A 21515-nucleotide genomic window follows, 5' to 3' on the forward strand; every position below is an offset into this window, starting at 1 on the left:
GTACCCCTCCTATTCGTTAATCGCTTCTACGACGGAAGCAATTCCTTGACCGACTCCAATACACATCGTCGCGAGTCCGTATCGCGAACCTTGCTTTTTCATTTCATGGATAAGCGTCGTTAAAATACGCGCTCCGCTGGCACCGAGCGGATGACCGAATGCGATTGCTCCTCCGTTTACGTTCACTTTGCTGTGATCCAATCCCAGCTCGTTGATGCATGCTAAAGACTGGGATGCAAAAGCTTCATTCAGCTCGATCAGATCAAGATTAGCTACGGAAAGTCCAGCGCGTTTCAACGCTTTTCGTGAAGCTTCAATGGGACCAACACCCATGATTGATGGCTCAAGACCAGCAACACCGGATGAGATATATCGAGCTAACGGCTTTAATCCAAGTTCATCTGCTTTTTCACGGCTCATTAAAAGAAGTGCAGAAGCTCCGTCGTTCACACCAGAAGCATTACCAGCTGTCACTGTTCCTTCTTTAAACAACGGTTTAAGTGTACCCAGTTTTTCAAGTGACGTTTCAGGACGAGGATGCTCATCCTCAGAAACCCACGTTTCGTTCCCTTTTCTGTCTACTAATCTTACAGGTACGATCTCTTCTTTAAACCGGTTTTCTTCTATTGCCTTTTTAGCTTTTTGCTGAGAGTTGTACGCGAATCTGTCTTGCTCTTCTCTTGAGATCCCATACTTCTTCGCCACGTTTTCCGCTGTTTCAGGCATAGAATCTGTACCGAATTTTTCATGCATGAGAGGATTTATGAAGCGCCATCCGATCGTGGTATCAAACATCTTCATATCTCCACGGGGATACTCCACCTCTGGTTTCCCCATAACGAGAGGTGCTCGCGTCATGCTTTCCGTTCCACCCGCAATGAAAATGTCTCCTTCACCTGCTAAAATCGCGCGAGCCGCATAGATAACTGCGTCCATGCCAGAACCGCAAAGACGGTTGATGGTCGTGCCGCCAACTTCAACTGGGAGATCTGCCAATAAAGCAGACATTCTTGCCACGTTTCGGTTATCTTCACCAGCACCGTTCGCATTACCGAATATGACTTCTTCAATCTCTTGAACTGGAACTTCGGGATTTCGTTCTACAAGAGCTGATATAACCACTGCTCCAAGGTCATCCGGGCGAACTGATTTTAACGCCCCTTTATAACGTCCGATAGGTGTTCGGACCGCGTCAACAATAACGACTTCTTTCATTACTTCTTCACCCCGCTGTTATCTGTGGTGTAATCGTAAACCCCTTTACCTGTCTTACGTCCAAGCCTTCCTGCTTTTACATACTTCACGAGAAGCGGTGCAGGTCTATATTTTTCACCTAATGTTTTATGAAGATAATTCAGATTGTTTAAGCGTGTATCCAATCCTACTAAGTCTCCAAGCTCAAACGGTCCCATCGGAAAATTCAATCCCAACTTGATCGCCTTATCAATATCCTCCGGTGTACCAACACCTTCTTGCAGCATGTAAAAGGCTTCATTTCCGATCATCGCAGAGATACGGCTCGTAACGAATCCAGGAAACTCGTTAACCGTTACCGTTTCTTTCCCCATCTTTACTGCAGCTTCTTTTGCAAGCTCCACCGTTTCATCATTTGTTTCATGCCCTCTAACGATCTCAACAAGCGGCATTCTGTGTACCGGATTAAAGAAGTGCATCGCGATGACTTTTTCAGGACGCTTCGTAAATGATCCGATCTCAGTTGGGCTCATCGTAGAAGTATTTGTAGCGAGTACGCAATGAGGTGGCGCAGAGCGGTCTAATTCTTCAAAAACAGCACGCTTGATCTCAATATTTTCAGGCACGGCTTCGATCACTAGATCTGCACCGCTTACAGCCGCTGATAGATTAGCAGTATATGAAAGTCTTTCCTGTGCTCTCTCAGCATCACTTTGCGACAGCTTACCACGAGATACCGCTTTTGAAAAAATAGAATCGATTTCTTTCTTTGCATTCTCCAGTTGTTCTTCCTTCACGTCAACAAGCTGAACATCAAAACCTCCAACAGCACTTACATAGGCGATGCCTCTTCCCATTACACCAGATCCGATGACTACTGCATTTTGCAACATGGTCTCTCCTGCCTTTCTTAAACAAATGTTTAACTTTTGTGTGTAGACTCTGTCAATCTTAATGTTGATATTAAGGCCTTTGTGTAAAAAGCGAGCACGAATGCCCGCTTTTATTTTTGTAAACATTATCGCTATTAACACGAAGAAAGGAGTGGCTGAATTACCGCTCCAGATGCTCGCTTTCCGCGGGGCGAGCGGTGAGCCTCCTCGGCGCCAAGCGCCTGTGGGGTCTCACCTGTCCCGCTTCTCCCGCAGGAGTCTCGCATCTTCCGCCACAATCAACTTCTTTGTCAATGAGTTGCTTTCACAATGCCTAAATAAATCACAATCTTTCAGAACTCCTCGTGTTAACAACACCGTTTAACAGAGCCTGTAATTATTACAGATTAAAAGGATTCAACGGACGAGATCCTGTGTAAGAAACAACACTCTTTGTTTCTGTATAGAGATCAAGGGTTTCAATACAAAGTTCACGGCCAAACCCTGATTGCTTGTAGCCGCCAAAAGGTGTCCCTGGGAAAGCAGAGAACGGGGAGTTGATCATGATCGTTCCAGCTTGAATCATGCCTGCAACACGTGTTGCTTTTGCGTGATCCTTCGTCCAGATCGCAGCTGCGAGTCCAAAATCTGTATTGTTCGCTAGTTTTACAGCTTCTTTTTCATCTTTGAACGTGGATACAACCACGACTGGTCCGAAGATTTCTTCTTTAACCACTTTCATATCCTCGTTTACATCAGCAATGATAGTCGGCAGGTACCAGTGGCCGTTTTCATAGCCATCCACTTTTGCACGTCCTCCGCCAACAAGAATAGTTGCTCCTTCTTCTTCTGCAGACTTTACATACCCATCGATCACTTCAAGCTGTCGCTCAGAGATGATTGCTCCAACGTGTGTTCCTTGATCAAGCGGGTTGCCGAGCACAAGTTTTTTTGCTTTTTCAACGAATTTCTCCATGAATGCATCGTAAACACTTTCCTCAATGTAAAGGCGTGATCGAGCTTCACAGGATTGACCCGTGTTATAGAAGATACCAAATAATGAGCCGTCAACAGCCGCATCAATATCTGTGTCGGCAAATACTAGGCTAGGAGATTTACCGCCAAGTTCAAGCGTTACTCGCTTTAACGTTTGAGACGCTTTTGCCATGATGTCTTTTCCTGTTCCTGTTTCGCCTGTAAACGCGACTTTATCTACACCTTCGTGTTCAGCCAGGTAAGCTCCCACTGTAGAACCATCACCAGTAATGATGTTAACAACACCTTCAGGAACACCAGCTTCGTGGCAGATCTCAGTCATCACGATTGCCGTAAGCGGAGTTAAGCTTGCAGGCTTTAAGATAACAGAACAGCCTGTTGCAATAGCAGGCGCGATCTTCCAAGCAGCCATCATCATCGGATAGTTCCAAGGGATGATCTGTGCACAGACGCCTTGAGGCTCTTTTAACGTGTAGTTCATGAACGGCCCTGGCATCGGGTTTACGGCACCGCGGTGGCTAACGATTGCTCCCGCGTAGAACTCAAAGTCTTCGATCGCCTGCATCACTTGCCCTTGTGCAGCACTTAAAGATTTACCGCTGTTTAAGATCTCAAGCTCTACAAGCTCGTTGAAACGAGAACGCATGATACTTGCGATCTTGTTCAAGGTACGTGAACGTTTGTTAACAGGAGAGCGCTTCCATTTTCCTGTTTCAAATGAAGTTCTAGCAGCGATAACAGCACGATCGACATCGGCTTTTGTTGCCTTCGCAACTTTTGCTAATGGTTCACCAGTTGCAGGATTGTATGTGACAAAATACTCCCCTTCAGACCCTCCAACGCTTTGACCGCCAATTACCATCTCGTAAACATCACGTTTTATTGCTTTTACTTCTGTCTTTGCTGTACTCATTCTCTCCACTCCCTTTATCATTGCTGTACTTTCTATCTTCCTGTGAATACCGGTTTTCTCTTTTCTAAAAATGCATGTAATCCTTCTTGGTGATCCGCTGACTCTCCAGCAATCTTCTGTGCCTGTGCTTCATACTTGAGCACTTCATTCAAATTGCTCTCCCAGCTCTTATTCAAATATCGTTTGATAAGTCCGATCGCTTTTGTCGGCATGTTTGATAGTTTTTCAGCAAACGTCTCCACTTCTAGCATAAATTCCTCTTCCGAGACGGTCTTTGTAACAAGGCCGAATTCCTTTGCTTGCTGCGCTGTGATTTTTTCTCCAAGAACCGCCAGCTCCATCGCTTTTGCGTGGCCTATCAAGCGAGGCAGGAAGTATAAGTTTCCTGAATCAGGAACCAGCCCAACATGAATGAACGCTTCTATAAAACTTGCTTTCTCACTTGCGATACGGAAGTCACAAGCTAGAGCGAGACTCATTCCAGCTCCCGCAGCAACACCGTTTACGGCTGCGATAACTGGTTTTTCCATCGTCACAAGCGCTTGCACCATCGGGTTATACCCTTTACGAAGGACTTCGCCATAATCCGTGCCATCGGTTGAACCTGTTAAGTCCTGGCCAGAACAGAAAGCACGGCCAGCACCTGTAATAACCACGGCTCTTACGCTGCTGTCTTTGTTCGCCTCTTTAATGGCCGAAACCATTTCTTTGTGCATGAGTGAGGTAAAAGCATTCAACTTATCAGGACGGTTCAGTGTGATCCAGGCGGTCTTTCCTCTTGTTTCATAACTAATCGTTTCAAACATGGTTATCCCCCTACTTCCCTTTAAACTCGGCAGGACGTTTTTCAACGAAAGCTTTCATGCCTTCTTTTTGATCCTGTGACGAGAATAATAGATAAAAGTTTTTACGTTCGAACTGCATGCCTTCGTATGTGGAATAATCGATTGATTTATAGACGGTTTCTTTGATTAAACGTGTTGATAAAGGTGCTCTTGAAGCTACGAGTCTCGCATATTTCTTTGCCTCGTCCACAACAAGCTCTGGAGCGATCACACGATTGATCACCCCATATTGAAGTGCTTCATCTGCTGTCATAGGATCGCCAAGCCACAGCCACTCAAGAGCTTTCTTTTGTCCCATCAGCTTTGTTAGCTTTACAGTGCCACCTGCACCAGGCATCACGCCAAGCTTGATCTCAGGAAAACCGAACTGTGCGTTTTCTGCGGCAAACAAGATATCTGCACATAGTGCAAGTTCAAAGCCTCCGCCAAAGCAGTAGCCGTTTACTGCACCAATGATCGGCTTCTTGATCGTTGCTAAGCGGTCCCATTCTTTAAACTGATTTAATAGTTCAAGAGAAACGGCTGTATCTTCTTTCATTTCATCAATGTCGGCACCTGCTGCAAATGCACGCTCGCTGCCTGTTAAAACAATTGCTTTTACCTCATCATTACGGTCAAATCCTTCAAAAGCATCTAATAGTTCCGTAACCATCGGCCGGTTGATCGCATTAAGCACACGAGGCCTGTTTAATTGAATCAGAGCAATCCCATCTTCAACTGAGGTTAGAATTGTTTCGTAATTACTCATTGATTTCCTCACCTATCATAAGCGTTACTAGTTCTGCCGCAAAGCTCATAAGATCTTTTCCAGATACTTTTCCTTCGTCAGACTTCATTGCGGCTTTCAAAGCATCATGATCATCGTAGTACATTTCACAAAGAATATGGTAGTCGCTTTTACCCATTGGAGAACCAACAATCTTTGTTACTTCCATCTTGCGCAGTCCAGGAATCTTTTTTGTGATTTCTGTATGATGTCCAAAATAGTGCTCGTCGAACTGTTCGATGTTTTCCGGTGTTTTGTAAAGTGCGATTAGTTTTACCATGTGTGTTTTCCTCCCTATTTTTAACTTCATTTTTTTACAATCCCATATCGGCAACTGGTTTCATTGCTTCAAACGGGTTCTTGCAAGACTTGCAGTACAGAATGCTTCTGCAGGCTGTCGGTCCAAAGATGTTTTCCATCGTTACATATGTGGATCCGCAGTATGGACAGTCGATCTCCCATGGCTCACCCATCACGTGGTTTGCGGGTGGAGGCGAGATGCCGAACTCTTTTAACCTTTCGCGTCCTTCAGGTGTGATGCGGTCCGTTGTCCACGATGGTGTAAATACAAAATTCACTTCAACAGATTGAATTCCTTCAACTTCTTCAATCGCTTTTTTTATATCTCGTTCGATGATGTGCAGAGCAGGACATCCTGAGAACGTAGGCAGTACGGATACCTTCACTGCTCCTTCTGTCACGTAAACTTCATGCACCATGCCAAGATCTAATATACTGACGGAGGCGATTTCAGGATCTTTTACTTTCCCAAGCGCGTCCATCACAATATCGGTCATGCTGTTTTTTAATTCGGACACGTGGTTCATCTCCTTTCTTAATCGTCTTACCAGCCAGTTGAAGGATTTGTTGCGTACACTTCTGAAAGTGTTGAAGTCGCTTGTTTTAAGTCATCTGTGTGAACACCGTTTCGGCCATTGCCTCTTTCCATACGCGGTTCACCAGGATAGTTCGCTCCAACTTCTTTTAGTACCGCTTCAATCTTGTTGTTCCATCTCTTCTTCATTACGGCTTCATCATCGATAAGGTTCGCTTTCACGATATCTTCGTAGTATGGTCCTAGTGTCAGAACGCCGCCAAAGTCTTTCCATACCTTTTGAATGGCTGTTGTCATTCGCTGGATGGCTTCATCTGTACTTGTCATGAGCTGTTTAAACCAAACTTCCCAATGCATAAGGTGGTAATATTGTTCAGTCATGATCTTGCGCGCAGCTTCAGCCAACGGCTCGTATGACGAGTGGCGAAGCGAATCTAGACGGATGTGCTTATGCACGGCGTAGAAGTAATTTCGTACAACCGTAAACGCCCAGTCATAATCCGGTTCTTTTAAATACGTTCCAGGTCCGTTCACTTCTTCTAAGATAATGGCATTCCTGAACAGATCTGGTGTGCGAAGATGAGCAATTTTATCTGCTTCTCCCTCTCCAAGATCTTCAAGAAGGTTATAGTAGAGGTTCGCATGTCCCATCATGTCTTGTGAGATCGATGAGAACGCAACATCCTCTTCAATATGCGGTGCGAGGCCGAGCCACTCTGATCCGCGGAAAGAGAGGATGAAATCGTCATCTGCAAGCTGGTAAAGGAGCTCGATTAATGCCTTTTTCTCTTGTGGTTTCAACGTTTCCTGTGTCATGAATTGTCTCCCCTTCCGCCAAGGATGTGCTGTTCTGTAAACTGCTCCTGATTGTAGTCACGCCACTTTTTCTTTAAATAACCATAGCCTTTTGTTTCTCTATATTGTTTATCGAGGCGCTTAAGCATTTCTTTCTCATCCTGATTAAGTCCGCGGATGTTCTCTCTTTTTACAACCCAAATATCAGCAACCGTTTCTCTTCTAAAAAAGTTCTCTTTCGCCATGATGAGCGCCATGTCTGCATTCGGTGCAAGCAAGCTGAAACTATGCTGAAACGGAGATTTATCTGTTTTTTTGCTGAAAACTTCATATACGTTGTAAAATTCATTTTTTTGTTCGTTCACGTTGGCTGTCTCTCCCTTCCGCTGTTAAATGGCCTTTTTCGCAGCTAAAGCTTCACGTACCCACTCGTTATTTTTGTATGAGCGGCGGCGCAGGTCTAAGCGATTTTGTGATTGTGGCCCGTTTCCAGATACGATCTGCTTAAACTTGCTCCAGTCGGCATCCCTATAGATCCACATTTGGCTTTCTTCATCAAAACGGATCGTGTCATCCGGAATCGTAAGACCAAGAGACCAGATACGCGGAATATATTTGGTGAAGAACTCTTGTCTAAGGTCTTCATTCGTTTTTGTACGGATTTTATACATGATGTTCTTATCCGCATTGGAGTTGCCTGTTTCTTTTGCCGACTTTGGTCCAAAGAACATAATCAGTGCTTCCCACCATCGGTTCAGCGCGTCTTGCAGCATCTCGCGCTGTTCAGGTGAGCCTTCTGCCATCGCTAAAATAATGCTCTCACCGTGCTGAGCGTGGAATACTTCTTCTGCACAAATGCGCTTAAGTGCTCTTGCATATGGTCCATAAGAAGAATCAAGCATCATGCTTTGAGAGATGATCGCCGCTCCGTCAACAAGCCAAGCAATGATTCCTGCATCTCCCCATGTTGGAGCGTCCATGTGGAATACGTTGTGAAACTTTAATTTCCCTGAAAAAAGATCTTCCATGATGTCATGGCGTGTTTTTCCAAGCGGTGCCATCAAATCTTCTGCTACACGAAGCAACAGCTGACCATGCCCCATCTCATCCTGAACTTTGGCCATGATCGCAAGCTTACGGTGCAATGAAGGTGCTTTAGGAACCCACTCCTTCTCTGGAAGCGCTCCCATAATTTCCGAAATGCCGTGCATAGAAATCAATCTGATAAGCTGCAAGCGATAATCCTCTGGCATCCAGTCATCGGGTTCTATCTTTTCACCAGCATTTATACGATCAAGAAAATGAGTCATCTTCTCTTCTTCACTTAGCTGATTAAAACTCATACCAACTGTCATGCTATTCTCCTCCTGTTATATTACGTTTATTTACCGTAATTATAATTTAACGTCATACGTTTTAACAATAGTTAAACACCCATTTTTTTCTGTGTTTGCCTAACCACTCGGATCGCCTTCCCTTCTGAACGAGGAATTCCTTTAGGCGGAAACACTTTGATCGTCATGGAAACAAGGCAATTATCTTTAATCTTTTTAGAGATGGTCTGTTTCAAAGCTTGAGTTGCTGAGTGAGCTTCATCTCCATTCGTAACAGCGTAAAGTTGTTCTGACACCTCAACATGAAGTTCTATATGTTCTTTTAGCCCTTCCGTTAAAATGTGAACTTGATAATGAGGAACAACATCTTCTATGGAAAGAAGGCAGTTCTCGATTTCAGAGGGAAAAACATTTACCCCTCGCACGATGATCATGTCATCAATTCGCCCTTTAACACGGCTCATTCGGACGGATGTTCTTCCACAGCTGCAAGGTGATCGATCTAGTGAAGCAATATCTCCCGTTCTGTAGCGGATGATCGGGAAGGCTTCTTTCGTCAGACTTGTAAACACAAGTTCACCATATTGACCGTCAGCTACTGGTTCTAAGGTATCTGGATTAATAACTTCTGCGATAAAATGGTCGTCCATGATGTGCAGTCCGTTCTGTGCCTCATGACATTCCATCGCAACTCCTGGACCCATCACTTCACTCAGCCCGTAGATATCCATCGCCTTAATCCCGAGCTTCTCTTCTAAGGCAGCGCGCATTTCTTCAGACCATGGCTCTGCTCCAAAGATTCCGTATTGGAGTGAAGTGGCTCTTGGATCTTTGCCCATCTCCTCCATCTTTTCTGCAATCGTTAAAATATATGATGGTGTTCCGCAGATCACTTGCGGTTCGAAGTCTTCAATCAGTAAAATCTGCCGCTCCGTGTTACCGCCTGATACAGGAACAGTAACCATACCTAGCCGTTCAGAACCGTTATGAAGCCCAAGTCCGCCTGTAAACAAGCCGTATCCGTATGCGTTATGAAGCACATTTCCTGGTTCGCCGCCAGCGATCGCGATGGATCTTGCCACCATGTCGCTCCAACGGTTGATGTCCCCTTCTGTATATCCTACAACGGTCGGCTTCCCGCTTGTTCCGGACGAAGCGTGGAGTCGAACGAGGTGATCTTGCGGGACCGCAAACAATCCAAAAGGATAGTGGTCACGCAGATCTTTTTTTATGGTAAAAGGCAGTTTTTGCAGATCATCTACTGTTTGGATGGATGAAGGGTGCACCTCTTTTTCAACAAATGCATTTTTGTAGAAAGGTACATTTTCATAAACAGTTTGAACTGTCTGCTTTAAACGGTGCAGCTGAAGCTCTTCTTTTTCATCACGACTCATGCATTCCACTTGTGGATGGAGGATCATTCTTTTTCATCTCCCTTTATAATATGTAAGCGATTACATTTGAGATTAAAAAAATATGACGTTTTTGAACCGTTATCTACATATTGTGTAATGTTATTTTAGCTTATCATTTATAATAATTTTCTGTCAAATGGTTTAAAGTGTTGAAACAGCCGTTCAGACACGACTAGCACTTAACTCTTGACTGAAGACACGCTTTTTGTGTCACAGGGAAAGAGGAAAGTGACCTCGAGTGTCTGGCTGTTGAAGCCGGATGAAATTAAGTGTTGAAGTGGCTCGTTTAAAAGCGACAAGCGCAAAAGTTTTTGAGCGTAAACACGCTTTTTGTGTTTAGCGGGGAAACGGTTGAGACCTCGAGCTTTTAGCCACTGAAACCGGATAAATAGGATGCTGAAATGATCTGTTAAGCCCCCTTAATTAATGAAGACGCATAAAATTTTTTGGGGACTTATAAATTTTTCTCAAGACTTATAATCGGTTGCTCACCATTCTATTTATACAAGATGTTGCTGCTTTAGGCATGATCAAACCTCTTTTTATCCCCTCCAAACAAAAAAACCGCCCTTCTAAAAAGGCGGTTTTTCACTCATTTCCTATTAATAGAGAAGATCAAGGAACTCTTGACGTGTAACCTTACCGAAATAATGGTTCATATCAATATCTTCTAACACATTTTCAATCGCTTCACGGTCATAACGCACACCATTCAGCTTATTCTCGATATCTGCAACGTCTCCTACTCCAAAGAAATCTCCAAAGATCTTACACTCTTGGATGATTCCTTTTACGATGTGAAGACGAATATCAACAGATCCGCCCGCAAATCGGTTTGACAACTCAACGTTGAATTTCGGCGATTTCCCGTAGTTCCAATCCCAGTTCGCATAGCGCTCTCTAGAGATCTTACGGATTTCTTCCCAATTGCTTTCTGTTAACTCATACTTTGGAATAGAATCAAACTCTTCAAATAAGTATGTTAAAAGAGTCAGCTTAAACTCTTCCATCGTCATATCTTCTTCTAAGTGTTCACGGATGTTCGTTACCCGGCTGCGGATCGACTTGATTCCTTTTGACTCGATCTTGTCCATACGCACGTTAAGTGCAGAAACAACATTCTCGATCTCGGAATCAAACAGCAGCGTACCATGACTGAACATACGGCCCTTTGTAGAAAACTGTGCGTTCCCTGAGATCTTCTTCCCGTCTGCCAGGATATCATTTCGTCCGCTCAACTCAGCATTTACCCCAAGTTTTTTCAACGCTTTTACTACAGGATCGGTAAACTTCTTGAAATCATGAAAAGAATTTCCGTCATCCTTTGTGATAAAGCTAAAATTCAAGTTTCCAAGATCATGGTATACTGCACCTCCGCCAGATAAACGGCGCACGACATGAATGCCCTCTTCACGAACATATTCTGCGTTGATCTCTTCAACCGTGTTCTGGTTCTTACCGATGATGATGGATGGTTCATTTATATAAAAAAGCAAATACGTTTCATTGATGTCCAAGTGCTTTAAAGCGAATTCTTCGATTGCAAGATTCACACGCGGGTCTGTAATATTTTCATTATCAATAAAAAGCATACTTCTCTCCTCTTTCAGTCCCTATCTTTAAGCTCCCCACGTCCAGCCGGATGAGGCAAGCTCCACTTTATTGTTATACACCTCTTTTGCTTCTGTGACAAGCTGTGACAACTGACCAAAATGAGGAAGATGTGTAAGAAGCAGCTGTCGCGCTTCCGACTGCTGTGCAAGCTTTCCGCAATCTTCAGAAGTCATGTGGCCAGGTCCGCTTCCATCCATCCCTTTATAAAAATTGCATTCTGCAATAAGCAGATCCGCATTTCGGCTGAACGGAATGAGTTCTGGAACAAGAGCTGTATCCGCTGTGTAAACAATCGTGTCCTTGCCATCAGTGATGCGCATCGCATAACAAACAGCTGCATGTTTTGTCAGCTGAAACGTTATCGTAAATGGTCCAACCTGGAGCTGGCGATCCGGATCGTATGCGATTCCCTTCGTATGCTGCAGGTGTGTTAAAGAAAGAAGTCCAGCTTGATCAAATCGATGACCATAGATCGGAAGGGTCTTCATACCTTCCTGTAAAAAGGACTGAATGAGCCTGCTATATTGAAGCACGCCGATATCCGCTACATGGTCGGCATGATAATGAGAGAGAACAACGGCATCTAGTTCTTCTGGCTTTATATAGTTTTGGAGCTGAGACAGCACTCCGCTTCCACAATCAATAAGCAGATTAAACCCATCACTTTGCAAAAGATAACCTGATGTCGCTTCACCCGCAACAGGATATCCTCCCCAATAGCCAATAACAGTTAGTTTCATAAACTTGTCCTCCCTTTTTACTTACTAGTTTACACAAAGTCACTGTCTTTACACTAGTTGTTGTGAATCATTGCGTTCCAGTACTTTTCAAGGATCAGATCATTCTCGTGGTCTACTTCATAAGCAGCAAAAATCCCCTGCTATCTAAAGGCAAGGGATTGAATATCATTATTCTTTTATTGCTATATTTACATTATTATATCAATCAATAATTCTTACCCGTCCATCCCGAGTATTGATGCATGTGTCCATCATTAAAAGTAGTTGTTCCGGCTATCATATGATAATGTGTTCCATCCGCTAAATAAATAGGAGGTCCGGTAGTTCCCGAGAAACGGTGAACATGACCGTCATCAAAAGTAGTAGTTCCTTCATACTTATGAACATGACCCATCGAGTTTTTTGCAGGGCTTGTAACCCCTTGGACAGTATGTGAATGTCCATCATTTACTGACGTCTGGGTAGAATATTGATGAACATGAACATTTCTGCCCTCCCATTTTATATGTTTTAGATCGTGACCGTGCACTAAATTTCCCCCTTCCTTAACGTTTATCATCATATTTGTATGTTGGTGATTTCAAAAAATACCATAACAAAGAACCCTGCAGCTTTTGTAGCTGCAGGGTATTCATCCAAAACTTCTATTCTTTTACCGCACCAGAAGTTAAACCAGAAACAATTCTGCGCTGGAACAGAAGAACCATGATCACAAGCGGCACTGTTACGATAACGGTTGCAGCTGTAACCTCACCCCAAGGAATGGTGAACTGGCCTTCAAACATCGCGATACCAACAGGAACTGTCTTAAATTCATCATCAGTGTTAATCGTTAACGCGAACAAGAACTCGTTCCATGCTGAGATAAAGACGAGGATTGCTGTTGTAAAAATCCCTGGTATCGCAAGCGGCAGAATAACACGCCAATATGTTTGCATCAATGAAGCTCCATCGATCTTTGCTGCTTCTTCCAGATCAAATGGAATCTTGCGGAAAAACGTTACAAGAAGCCAGATCGACAGAGGCAGCGTGAACGTCGTATACGGAATGATCAATCCAAGGTAGCTGTTAGTTAAACCTAGGTTCTTCAATACGATATAGATCGGTGATATGGTTGCTATCTGCGGAAACATCGAAACAGATAGCACCAACCCTAAAATTACCGTTTTCCCTCTAAAGTTTAAACGCGCGATCGCATAAGCTGCAAAGCTGGCTACAAGAACCGCGTAAACCGTTGTAATCGTCGAAACGACCAAGCTGTTCCAAAGGTATTTTAAAAATGGATAGTTCACAAATACTGATTCATAATTTTCTATCGTCATATTATCCGTAAACGGTATGAACGCACGATCACCAAATAACTCAGCAATCGGTTTAACTGAACTTGCCAGTACCCATAAAAACGGAAACATGACAAGGAAGACAAACAATGCTAAGAATACATAAAACATTGGGCCTGCTTTTTTGTTCATTTCCTATTCACTCCTTTATCTGTTCCGTTTTTTATTTGTCATTCAAAAGGTCACGGCCTAAGAACTTAATGTAGATCATAGAAATGATGGCTACACATGCAAAGACAATAACCGAGAGCGCCGAACCTTCACCAAAATTGGTTTGTGCGAACATGACTTTATATGCAAGGATTGAGATGGTTTCCGTAGAGTTTGCCGGACCACCGCCAGTTAAAACATAGATCAAGTCAAACACACGGAATGCATCCAGTGTTCGGAATAACAAAGCAACTAGAATGCTAGATTTTAATAAAGGTAAGGTGATCTTTAAAAACTGCTTCCATTTGCCTGCTCCGTCAATCGCTGCTGCTTCATATAAAGAACTAGGGATGGTCTGCAGCCCTGCTAAAAGCAAAAGTGCCATATAAGGTGTTGTTTTCCATACATCTGCAAAAATAACTGCAAACATAGCGCCCGTACTGCTTGTCAGCAAGTCTGTCATTCGGTCAAACAGCCCGACCTCTGCAAATGCTTTTGCCACAATTCCATTTTGGCCGTCATATAAATACTTCCACATAAATGCTGAAACGGCTGTTGGGATCGCCCATGGAATAAGAATTGTCGCACGTACAAGTCCTCTGCCAAAGAAAGCTTTATTAATAAGAAGGGCAATTGCTAAACCAATGACTAGCTCCGCAAATACAGAGATTACCGTAAAGACGGTCGTATTTTGAATAGCCTTCCACATACGGCTATCTGCTAAATTTTCTTTATAGTGCTCCAAACCGATAAAGTTAGGTGTAATTACAGAGTCTTTTAGAGAAGCTGATAGTCCGATGACGTCCTCTGGATTTTGCAGGTCACCTTTCAGCTCTTTTATGCGATCCCTAGAATTCGTAACAGCTTTCTCTAGATCGAGTGCTACTTCTTTATCCAATTCTGAAACCGCAAGCTCTTCACTAATCGGTTCCATGACCGTCAGCTTCTCATCCACCTGGTCATACTTGCTCTTTAGTTCGTTGTCCGCTTTTAATTCAGCATCCACTTTTTCTAGATTTGCTTTTATTTCTTCAAGCTCTGTTCTTGTTTTTCCAGAGGCGGCATCCACCTCATCCTCTAATGTACTAATCAAAAATGGATAGTTATCCAAATACGTTTGAAGATTAACTTTATACGAAACATATGCCTCAGACTTTGAAGGGTTATTCAGTCTTAGATCAAACATGCTGTAATAAAACGATTGAAAAACCGGCCATATCGCTATGACTAATATCAATATCATAGATGGGGCGATCAACAAGTAGCCGATGGAACGCTCAGAACGCTTCTTTGATTTGGCTTTCGGTGTTGCTATGACCTGCTTTTGTTTGTTAGGCATTAGATCTGGTTTCAACATTGTCAGCTCCTTACTATTCGAATGCAATCGACGGACGGGCGCTGTAACGTCCATCCATTTCACTCTGTGGAATCGATACCAGTTATAAAGAAAGGGGGAGCCTTTCATTGAAGGCTTGCCCCTATTACTACACTTTTCTTACTTTACAAGTTTTTCTGAAATCTCTTTTTGCATATTCTTAGCTGCTTCTTCAGGTGTGATCTTTTTAGCTACAGCCTGGGAAACTTGAACTTGAATGATGTCAGAGATCTCTGGGTAGTTTGGTGCAACTGGGCGAGAAACTGCTGCTTCAAGCGCGTTTACAAAGCCTTCTTCTTTAAAGTACGGGTTCGCATCTAAGATCTCTTGGTCTTCATATAGAGAAAGGATAGTAGGAGCGTGTCCGCCTTTGATCGCGTCGATCTTTTGTCCTTCTTTACCAGCCATGAAGCTTAAGAACTTCCAAGCTTCTTCAGGGTGCTTCGTGTTCTTGTTGATTCCAGCCATCCAGCCGCCAAGTGCTGCTGCAGAACCTTTATCTCCAGCTGGCAGCGGTGCTACTCCTACTTTACCTACGATTTTAGATTGTTTCTCGTCGTTTGCTAGAGCAAATTGATATGGCCAGTTACGGATCAGACCTGCTTGACCGTTGATGAATGCAGTGTGAGACTCTGGCTCAGCGAACGTTGTAATGTTTTGCGGAACAACATCAGAGTTAACAACCTCAACTAGCTTAGAGATCCCTTTGATCGCTTCAGGAGAGTCAACTTTAACTTCACCGTTTTCATCGATAATTTCTCCGCCATATGATGCGATAAATTCAACTGCGTTACATACAAGGCCTTCATATTGTTTCGCCTGCATTAAGTAACCGAATTGAGTACCACCCTGACCTTTTGTTTCTTTCGCTTTTGCTAATAGCTCGTCCCACGTTTTTGGAACAGAACCTTCGTCAACTAAATCTGTGCGGTAGAAAAGCATCCCTGCATCAATAAATTTAGGAAGCGCCCATTGCTTGCCTTTAAATTTAGAAGCACTGATCGCTCCTTGGTTATAATCGTCTGGTTTGATTCCGTCTTTTTCCATAAAGCGGTCCAGCGGCATCAAGAATCCTGCTTGTGCGAATTCAGCCGGCCAGATAACATCTAGGTCAATAACATCGATCTCGTCAGAGTTCGCATTAAATGCTGTAACGTAAGCATCATGCTGTTTTCCTGTATCGGCAGGCATCTCTTTAAATTTCACATCAATGTTAGGGTATTTCTTTTCAAAAGCTTCCACCATTGCTGTTGTTCCTTGTGTATCATCCTTACCACGTGCATAAACGATCGTTACTTTTTCGTCTTTATCACCGCCGGAGTTTTTACTGCTGCTGCTTCCTTCTTCTTTGTCCGAACAAGCTGCAAGTACAAGTGACAACGCTAGTGAAGTAGAAATCACTTTTGAGATTTTCTTAAGCTTTTTCATTGTATTTCCCCCTAATCTCCTGTTTTGTAAACGATTACATTTCATCGAAAAAAATTTTAAGTTGAAGACCGTTTGATTAACTGAAAAGGCAGAATCACTTCTTTACGTTTTAATGGCTTTTTTGCCTGAATCGCTTCAACCATCAATTTCATTGCCTGGCGGGCGATCGTGTCAATCGGCTGTTCGATCGTCGTCAGATCCATGAGTTCAGCCAGGGGCTGATTATCAAAGCCGATGATGGCAAGATCTTCAGGTACCCTCCAGCCTGCATCGAATGCGGCTTTTGCGATTCCCGCTGCCACTTCATCACTGCCGGTAAAGACAGCTTGTGGCGGGTCATCCAGCTTCTTCAATTCTTTAAATGCGGCAAAACCATCTTGCACACTATAAGCATTGTAAAAGAACCATTCTTCCTTCATCGGGATTCCCGCATCGCTTAGTGCTTTTAGGAAACCGATCTTCCTGTCCTTAGAAACTCTGGAGCTTTTGTGGTTACCCGTACAATAACCGATTTTCGTGTAGCCTTGATCGATCAGATGTTTTGTCCCTAAGTAGCTTCCTTCAATCTGATTTAAGTACACAGAAGGCACTTGAGCGGAGTCCGAATATTCGTTGCATACTACAATCGGACCGAACGATAAGTAAGGTTCCAACTTACTCCAATCGTTTTCAATCGAAGTTAAGATCAGGCCGTCTACCTGCTTCGTTTTTAAAAGCTCTAAGAAGCTACGCTCGTGTTCTTTTTTGTAACGGGTTTGGCACAAAATTAACTGGTAGCCTTTTTTGGCTGCTTCCTTCCCCATCACTTCAACAAGATGACTGAAAAACGGGTTGGTGATCCGCGGAACATAAACAGCGATCGTTTCTGTCTGCTGCCGCCTCAACCTTCTTGCCGATGAATTAGGAACATAATTCAGTTCTTGCATCGCCCTTGTTACGAGACGTTTTTTTTCTTCCGTCACATACGGATGTTCATTGATCACCCTTGAAACGGTCGTGCGGGATAATCCTGCTCTTTTCGCCACATCTTGAATGGTTGCCATCAGATTCTCCTCTTAAAACAATTGTGGAATCGAATTCATGAAATCGTTTTCATAATCAGAGTATAGTTCAAGTAATATTCACTGGTCAATCCCTATTTTTCAGAAAGTTTTGTAATTAAAGATTTCATAGAAAGCAGGAGATACATTGAATCAGCAGAAATTATGATAAAATACATACATCAATATGTTTTTTGAAAGGAGCCGGACCATGATTAAAGTAAAAAATTTAAAAAAGTCCTTCGGTGATCTAGAGGTGCTAAAGGACATTAATGCAGAAATTAAACCACAGGAAGTTGTTTGTGTGATCGGCCCCTCTGGCTCAGGCAAAAGTACATTTCTCCGCTGCATCAACAAACTAGAAGACATTACGGGCGGACAAGTTGTGGTAAACGGAACCGATATTACAGACCCAAAAACAAATATCAATAAAATCCGGGAAGATGTAGGAATGGTGTTTCAGCAGTTCAACCTCTTTCCTCATAAAACCGTTCTCGAAAACGTGACACTTGCGCCTTTAAAAGTAAAGAATGCAAATAAAGAGGAAGCACGCGACAAAGCCTTAAAACTGCTCGCTAAAGTTGGTCTGCAGGATAAAGCCAACGCCTACCCTTCTCAGCTGAGCGGCGGTCAGAAACAGCGTGTAGCCATCGCCCGTGCCCTTGCGATGGACCCGAAGATCATGCTGTTTGATGAACCAACATCTGCCCTTGACCCAGAGATGGTCGGAGAAGTACTGGAGGTTATGAAAGATCTTGCCCGTGAAGGAATGACAATGGTCGTTGTAACACATGAGATGGGTTTTGCCCGCGAGGTTGGTGACCGAGTTATCTTCATGGATGGCGGTTATATTGTAGAAGAGAACGTTCCATCTGAACTGTTTGGCAATACCCAGCAAGAACGAACAAAATCGTTTTTAAGTAAAGTGCTATAGTTCGTTGGCTTAAAAGCCGGCTCACGATGAGGTGGGCCGGCTTTTTTGATATCAAGCGTGTCAGGTTTTGTCGAACGACCTATAATTTTGAATTAAGACTTAATTAGCCACCAAAGCGAACCAATTCCCCAACAAAAAACTGGACCCCACCAAGGAGTTCAGTTTTCCATTTTATTTGATTAAACCTTTGCTTTTTAAAAAGTCTTGGGCCACTTTTTGCGGATCTTCTTTATCAAGATCCACTTTTGCGTTCATTTCTGCCATATCTTGTTCAGAGATTTCACCTTCCAGCTCATTGAGCACTCCTTCAAGCTCAGGGTATTTCTTCAGCGTTTCTTCTCTTACAACAGGAACGGCATAGTATGGCGGGAAGAATTTTTTGTCATCTTCCAACGTCTTTAAGTTAAAACGAACAATTCTTCCATCAGTCGTATAAGCCGGGATGGCATCCACTTTCCCTTCTTTTACAGCAGAATACATTAAGTTTGGATCCAGGCTTTTCTTATCCTGAAAGTTTAAGCCATATGTTTCAACAAACGGTGTATATCCATCTTCTCGTTCGAAGAACTCAGTTGGACCGCCAAACGATAGCTGACTCGACTTTGGTGCGAGCTCAGAGATCGTTTTAACGTTTACTTGTTTCGCCGTCTCTGGATTCAGGGCTAATGCATACGTATTTTCAAAACCAAGAGGCTTAGTCCATTTTAAATTGTATTCCTTTGCATATCCTTCTTTTACCGCTTTGTATATCTCATCAGGAGTCATTCCAGGATCGTATTTTTCTTTCAGTATTGTTAAATATCCTGTACCGGTATACTCCACATATAAATCGATGTCACCCTTCTTAATCGCCTCTGTTAGGATCGGTGTTTCACCAATCGCTTCTTTTACGACGACCGGATAATCCGTTTTATCTTTTACATACTCAGAAATCACATAAGGGAGGATATATTGCTCCGTCCACTTTTTGCCTGTTATCACAATAGCATCTTCTTCACCACCACCTCGTAGTGCAAAGAAAAGTACAAGTGCTGCAACAGGTATACCAATTAGCAAAGGCAATTTCCATGAACCACGTTTCTTAGACGCTTTTGGCTCAGTCGCAATTTCAATACGCCGAAGGATAAAATCAAATACTATAGCTAGTAATGCAGCGGGAATTGCTCCTGCCAACACAAGCTCATTACGCGTAGTAGATAACCCTCGGTAGATCAGGTCCCCTAATCCGCCAGCTCCAATGAAGGCTGCAAGAGTAGCGACCCCAATAGTTAAAACCGTTGCCGTTCTAAGCCCTGCCATAATAATAGGCAACGCGAGCGGCAATTCGATCATACGGAGGATCTGAGTATTCGTCATCCCCATCCCTTTACCCGCTTCAACTGCGGATCGGTCCACACCAGTAATACCGGTGTACGTGTTTCGTAATATTGGTAACAGCGCATATACAGTAAGTGCAATAATAGCAGTTGTACTTCCGATTCCGAAAACAGGGAGTAAAAATCCGAAAAGAGCTAAACTTGGAATGGTTTGAAAGATAGCTGTCACACCGATAACCGGTTCAGCCACTCGTTTTCTTCTTGATATAAAAATCCCTAAAGGCACTGCGATTAGAGCAGCAATCAAAATCGATACAAGAGATAAAAATAGATGCTGCTGAAGACCTGTTAAGATTTCAGGCCATCTGTTTACAAATGTATCTTTCATCGTTGCAAAAAAATCATTCAATTCCCGCACCTCCTTCGACCGGTTTTTGTGCGGAAATATTCAATCCGGCAAGTCCTCGCATCATTGTTGCACGTGTAATTAAGCCTACAAGCTTATCATTTTCAAGGACTGGGATCATCTGGACACTGTTGGTCGCGAAAATTTCAGCTACTTCGTTATATGTGGCAGAAGGACTAACTGTTATAACATCTTTCTTCATCAGATCTCCAACGGTTTTATCTTCTTCTGGGTAATGCTGTTCAATGCTTTCAAGCGTCGTAATTCCTAGAAGCCTATTTTGCTGATCTGTAATAAGAAGGCTGTCTACGCCATAACGCTTCATCATCTTTAACGCTTCTGCTAATCCTCTAGTTACTTTAGCTGTAACCGGATTCGGTCTCATAAGATCGATCGCTTCTGGCATTCCAGCATCACCAGCAGATAATCGGTTTTCCCCAATAAATCCTTTTACAAAATCGTTGGCTGGATGACGCAGAATTCGTTCAGGTGTATCAAATTGGATGATTTCACCCTTGTTAAGGATCGCAATTCGGTCCGCGATCTTAATCGCTTCATCCATGTCATGCGTAACAAACACGATTGTTTTCTTGATCGTGTCCTGCAGGTTAACAAGTTCATCCTGAAGCTGTTCCCGGCTGATTGGATCAAGTGCGGAGAATGGTTCGTCCATCAAGATGATTGGAGGTTCGGCTGCCAGAGCACGAATAACTCCTATACGCTGCTGTTGACCGCCGCTTAGCTCAGAAGGATAGCGTTTTCTGAATGTCTTTGGATCTAATCCTACTAAATCCAGCAATTCATCAACTCTGCCATCATATTTTTCTTTTTCCCACCCTTTTAAGCGAGGTACGAGTGAAATGTTATCTTCAATCGTCATATGGGGCAGAAGACCGATCTGTTGAATCACATATCCGATATTCCTTCTCAGCTCAACGGGGTTTTGGTTTGCAATGTCTTCTCCATCAATTAAAATTGTTCCTTTTGATGGCTCGATCAAACGGTTTATCATTCTCATGGTTGTTGTTTTCCCACAACCACTAGGCCCGATTAACGCGACTAACTCCCCTTTTTCAATCTGAAAGTCAATGTTTTTCAAGGCCTCAAAACCGTCAGGGTACGTTTTCCCTACGTTTTTGAAAGTAATCAATTGAGGTTCTCTCCTTTTCGTAAAATAAGCTGCATCCATTAGAATGTTCAATTAATA

General features: G+C 43.2%; 21 protein-coding genes. 1 reads left to right on the top strand and 20 read right to left on the bottom strand.

All coding sequences use genetic code 11. The annotated features are described in order from the left end of the window. Positions 1 to 9: 9 nt before the first annotated feature. From IEV52_RS17355 to IEV52_RS17440, 18 genes are all read right to left on the bottom strand, one after another. Positions 10 to 1215, bottom strand: coding sequence for a thiolase family protein (locus IEV52_RS17355; RefSeq protein WP_188403729.1), 1206 nt, complete (start codon positions 1213 to 1215; stop codon positions 10 to 12). Next, positions 1215 to 2087, bottom strand: a complete 873-nt coding sequence (locus IEV52_RS17360; protein ID WP_188403730.1) for a 3-hydroxyacyl-CoA dehydrogenase — start codon at positions 2085 to 2087, stop codon at positions 1215 to 1217. The genes IEV52_RS17355 and IEV52_RS17360 overlap by 1 nt, the downstream gene beginning before the upstream one ends. A 379-nt stretch (positions 2088 to 2466) precedes the next feature. Then, a complete protein-coding gene (locus IEV52_RS17365; protein WP_188403731.1) occupies positions 2467 to 3975 on the bottom strand; it encodes an aldehyde dehydrogenase family protein in 1509 nt (502 codons plus the stop codon). Positions 3976 to 4007: 32 nt separating this feature from the next. Next, on the bottom strand, positions 4008 to 4781 hold the full coding sequence (locus tag IEV52_RS17370; RefSeq protein ID WP_188403732.1) for an enoyl-CoA hydratase-related protein: 774 nt from the start codon (positions 4779 to 4781) through the stop codon (positions 4008 to 4010). Between the two features lie 10 nt (positions 4782 to 4791). Further along, positions 4792 to 5568 (bottom strand): enoyl-CoA hydratase/isomerase family protein, encoded by a 777-nt coding sequence (locus tag IEV52_RS17375; protein ID WP_188403733.1) that lies wholly within the window; start codon positions 5566 to 5568, stop codon positions 4792 to 4794. Continuing rightward, complete coding sequence (locus IEV52_RS17380) at positions 5561 to 5866, bottom strand: EthD family reductase (protein ID WP_188403734.1); 306 nt, start codon at positions 5864 to 5866, stop codon at positions 5561 to 5563. Before IEV52_RS17380 ends, IEV52_RS17375 begins: the two co-directional genes overlap by 8 nt. A 34-nt stretch (positions 5867 to 5900) precedes the next feature. Beyond that, complete coding sequence (gene paaD / locus IEV52_RS17385; protein ID WP_373869442.1) at positions 5901 to 6383, bottom strand: 1,2-phenylacetyl-CoA epoxidase subunit PaaD; 483 nt, start codon at positions 6381 to 6383, stop codon at positions 5901 to 5903. A gap of 47 nt (positions 6384 to 6430) precedes the next feature. Next, positions 6431 to 7237 (bottom strand): 1,2-phenylacetyl-CoA epoxidase subunit PaaC, encoded by an 807-nt coding sequence (gene paaC, locus IEV52_RS17390; protein ID WP_188403736.1) that lies wholly within the window; start codon positions 7235 to 7237, stop codon positions 6431 to 6433. Continuing rightward, the gene (gene paaB / locus IEV52_RS17395; protein ID WP_188403737.1) at positions 7234 to 7581 is read right to left on the bottom strand and encodes a 1,2-phenylacetyl-CoA epoxidase subunit PaaB; all 348 of its coding nucleotides are present in this window, start codon (positions 7579 to 7581) and stop codon (positions 7234 to 7236) included. The genes paaC and paaB overlap by 4 nt, the downstream gene beginning before the upstream one ends. A 24-nt stretch (positions 7582 to 7605) precedes the next feature. Further along, positions 7606 to 8571, bottom strand: coding sequence for a 1,2-phenylacetyl-CoA epoxidase subunit PaaA (paaA, locus tag IEV52_RS17400; protein WP_188403738.1), 966 nt, complete (start codon positions 8569 to 8571; stop codon positions 7606 to 7608). Positions 8572 to 8642: 71 nt separating this feature from the next. Beyond that, on the bottom strand, positions 8643 to 9971 hold the full coding sequence (locus IEV52_RS17405; protein ID WP_188403739.1) for a phenylacetate--CoA ligase family protein: 1329 nt from the start codon (positions 9969 to 9971) through the stop codon (positions 8643 to 8645). Between the two features lie 596 nt (positions 9972 to 10567). Then, entirely contained in the window at positions 10568 to 11557 is a 990-nt protein-coding gene (gene lplA / locus IEV52_RS17410; RefSeq protein ID WP_188403740.1) for a lipoate--protein ligase, read from the bottom strand. A gap of 27 nt (positions 11558 to 11584) precedes the next feature. Continuing rightward, entirely contained in the window at positions 11585 to 12319 is a 735-nt protein-coding gene (locus IEV52_RS17415) for an MBL fold metallo-hydrolase (protein WP_188403741.1), read from the bottom strand. A gap of 205 nt (positions 12320 to 12524) precedes the next feature. Further along, positions 12525 to 12881 carry a YmaF family protein gene (locus IEV52_RS17420; protein WP_308464576.1) on the bottom strand — a complete coding sequence of 119 codons (357 nt, stop codon included), beginning with the start codon at positions 12879 to 12881 and terminating at the stop codon, positions 12525 to 12527. A gap of 82 nt (positions 12882 to 12963) precedes the next feature. Continuing rightward, complete coding sequence (locus tag IEV52_RS17425; protein WP_188403743.1) at positions 12964 to 13791, bottom strand: carbohydrate ABC transporter permease; 828 nt, start codon at positions 13789 to 13791, stop codon at positions 12964 to 12966. A gap of 31 nt (positions 13792 to 13822) precedes the next feature. Next, complete coding sequence (locus IEV52_RS17430) at positions 13823 to 15148, bottom strand: ABC transporter permease subunit (RefSeq protein ID WP_188403983.1); 1326 nt, start codon at positions 15146 to 15148, stop codon at positions 13823 to 13825. A gap of 156 nt (positions 15149 to 15304) precedes the next feature. Beyond that, entirely contained in the window at positions 15305 to 16612 is a 1308-nt protein-coding gene (locus IEV52_RS17435) for an ABC transporter substrate-binding protein (protein ID WP_188403744.1), read from the bottom strand. A 56-nt stretch (positions 16613 to 16668) separates the two neighbouring features. Further along, on the bottom strand, positions 16669 to 17655 hold the full coding sequence (locus IEV52_RS17440; protein WP_188403745.1) for a LacI family DNA-binding transcriptional regulator: 987 nt from the start codon (positions 17653 to 17655) through the stop codon (positions 16669 to 16671). Between the two features lie 208 nt (positions 17656 to 17863). Here IEV52_RS17440 and IEV52_RS17445 point away from each other — a divergent pair, with 208 nt between their 5' ends. Then, the gene (locus IEV52_RS17445) at positions 17864 to 18586 is read left to right on the top strand and encodes an amino acid ABC transporter ATP-binding protein (protein WP_188403746.1); all 723 of its coding nucleotides are present in this window, start codon (positions 17864 to 17866) and stop codon (positions 18584 to 18586) included. 171 nt (positions 18587 to 18757) lie between these two features. Here IEV52_RS17445 and IEV52_RS17450 read toward each other — a convergent pair whose 3' ends face one another. Together IEV52_RS17450 and IEV52_RS17455 are read right to left on the bottom strand one after the other, a co-directional pair. Further along, on the bottom strand, positions 18758 to 20320 hold the full coding sequence (locus IEV52_RS17450) for a glycine betaine ABC transporter substrate-binding protein (protein ID WP_420842255.1): 1563 nt from the start codon (positions 20318 to 20320) through the stop codon (positions 18758 to 18760). Continuing rightward, on the bottom strand, positions 20304 to 21458 hold the full coding sequence (locus IEV52_RS17455) for an ABC transporter ATP-binding protein (protein WP_188403747.1): 1155 nt from the start codon (positions 21456 to 21458) through the stop codon (positions 20304 to 20306). Before IEV52_RS17455 ends, IEV52_RS17450 begins: the two co-directional genes overlap by 17 nt. Positions 21459 to 21515: the final 57 nt, after the last annotated feature.

Source organism: Fictibacillus barbaricus, assembly GCF_014635025.1.
GTDB lineage: Bacteria > Bacillota > Bacilli > Bacillales > Fictibacillaceae > Fictibacillus > Fictibacillus barbaricus.

Coding starts and splice junctions, on each gene's coding strand:
- IEV52_RS17355 (WP_188403729.1), bottom strand. CDS start 1,215: ATGAAAGAAGTCGTTATTGTTGACGCGGTCCGAACACCTATCGGACGT.
- IEV52_RS17360 (WP_188403730.1), bottom strand. CDS start 2,087: ATGTTGCAAAATGCAGTAGTCATCGGATCTGGTGTAATGGGAAGAGGC.
- IEV52_RS17365 (WP_188403731.1), bottom strand. CDS start 3,975: ATGAGTACAGCAAAGACAGAAGTAAAAGCAATAAAACGTGATGTTTAC.
- IEV52_RS17370 (WP_188403732.1), bottom strand. CDS start 4,781: ATGTTTGAAACGATTAGTTATGAAACAAGAGGAAAGACCGCCTGGATC.
- IEV52_RS17375 (WP_188403733.1), bottom strand. CDS start 5,568: ATGAGTAATTACGAAACAATTCTAACCTCAGTTGAAGATGGGATTGCT.
- IEV52_RS17380 (WP_188403734.1), bottom strand. CDS start 5,866: ATGGTAAAACTAATCGCACTTTACAAAACACCGGAAAACATCGAACAG.
- paaD (WP_373869442.1), bottom strand. CDS start 6,383: ATGACCGATATTGTGATGGACGCGCTTGGGAAAGTAAAAGATCCTGAA.
- paaC (WP_188403736.1), bottom strand. CDS start 7,237: ATGACACAGGAAACGTTGAAACCACAAGAGAAAAAGGCATTAATCGAG.
- paaA (WP_188403738.1), bottom strand. CDS start 8,571: ATGACAGTTGGTATGAGTTTTAATCAGCTAAGTGAAGAAGAGAAGATG.
- IEV52_RS17405 (WP_188403739.1), bottom strand. CDS start 9,971: ATGATCCTCCATCCACAAGTGGAATGCATGAGTCGTGATGAAAAAGAA.
- lplA (WP_188403740.1), bottom strand. CDS start 11,557: ATGCTTTTTATTGATAATGAAAATATTACAGACCCGCGTGTGAATCTT.
- IEV52_RS17415 (WP_188403741.1), bottom strand. CDS start 12,319: ATGAAACTAACTGTTATTGGCTATTGGGGAGGATATCCTGTTGCGGGT.
- IEV52_RS17420 (WP_308464576.1), bottom strand. CDS start 12,881: ATGATGATAAACGTTAAGGAAGGGGGAAATTTAGTGCACGGTCACGAT.
- IEV52_RS17425 (WP_188403743.1), bottom strand. CDS start 13,791: ATGAACAAAAAAGCAGGCCCAATGTTTTATGTATTCTTAGCATTGTTT.
- IEV52_RS17430 (WP_188403983.1), bottom strand. CDS start 15,148: ATGCCTAACAAACAAAAGCAGGTCATAGCAACACCGAAAGCCAAATCA.
- IEV52_RS17435 (WP_188403744.1), bottom strand. CDS start 16,612: ATGAAAAAGCTTAAGAAAATCTCAAAAGTGATTTCTACTTCACTAGCG.
- IEV52_RS17440 (WP_188403745.1), bottom strand. CDS start 17,655: ATGGCAACCATTCAAGATGTGGCGAAAAGAGCAGGATTATCCCGCACG.
- IEV52_RS17445 (WP_188403746.1), top strand. CDS start 17,864: ATGATTAAAGTAAAAAATTTAAAAAAGTCCTTCGGTGATCTAGAGGTG.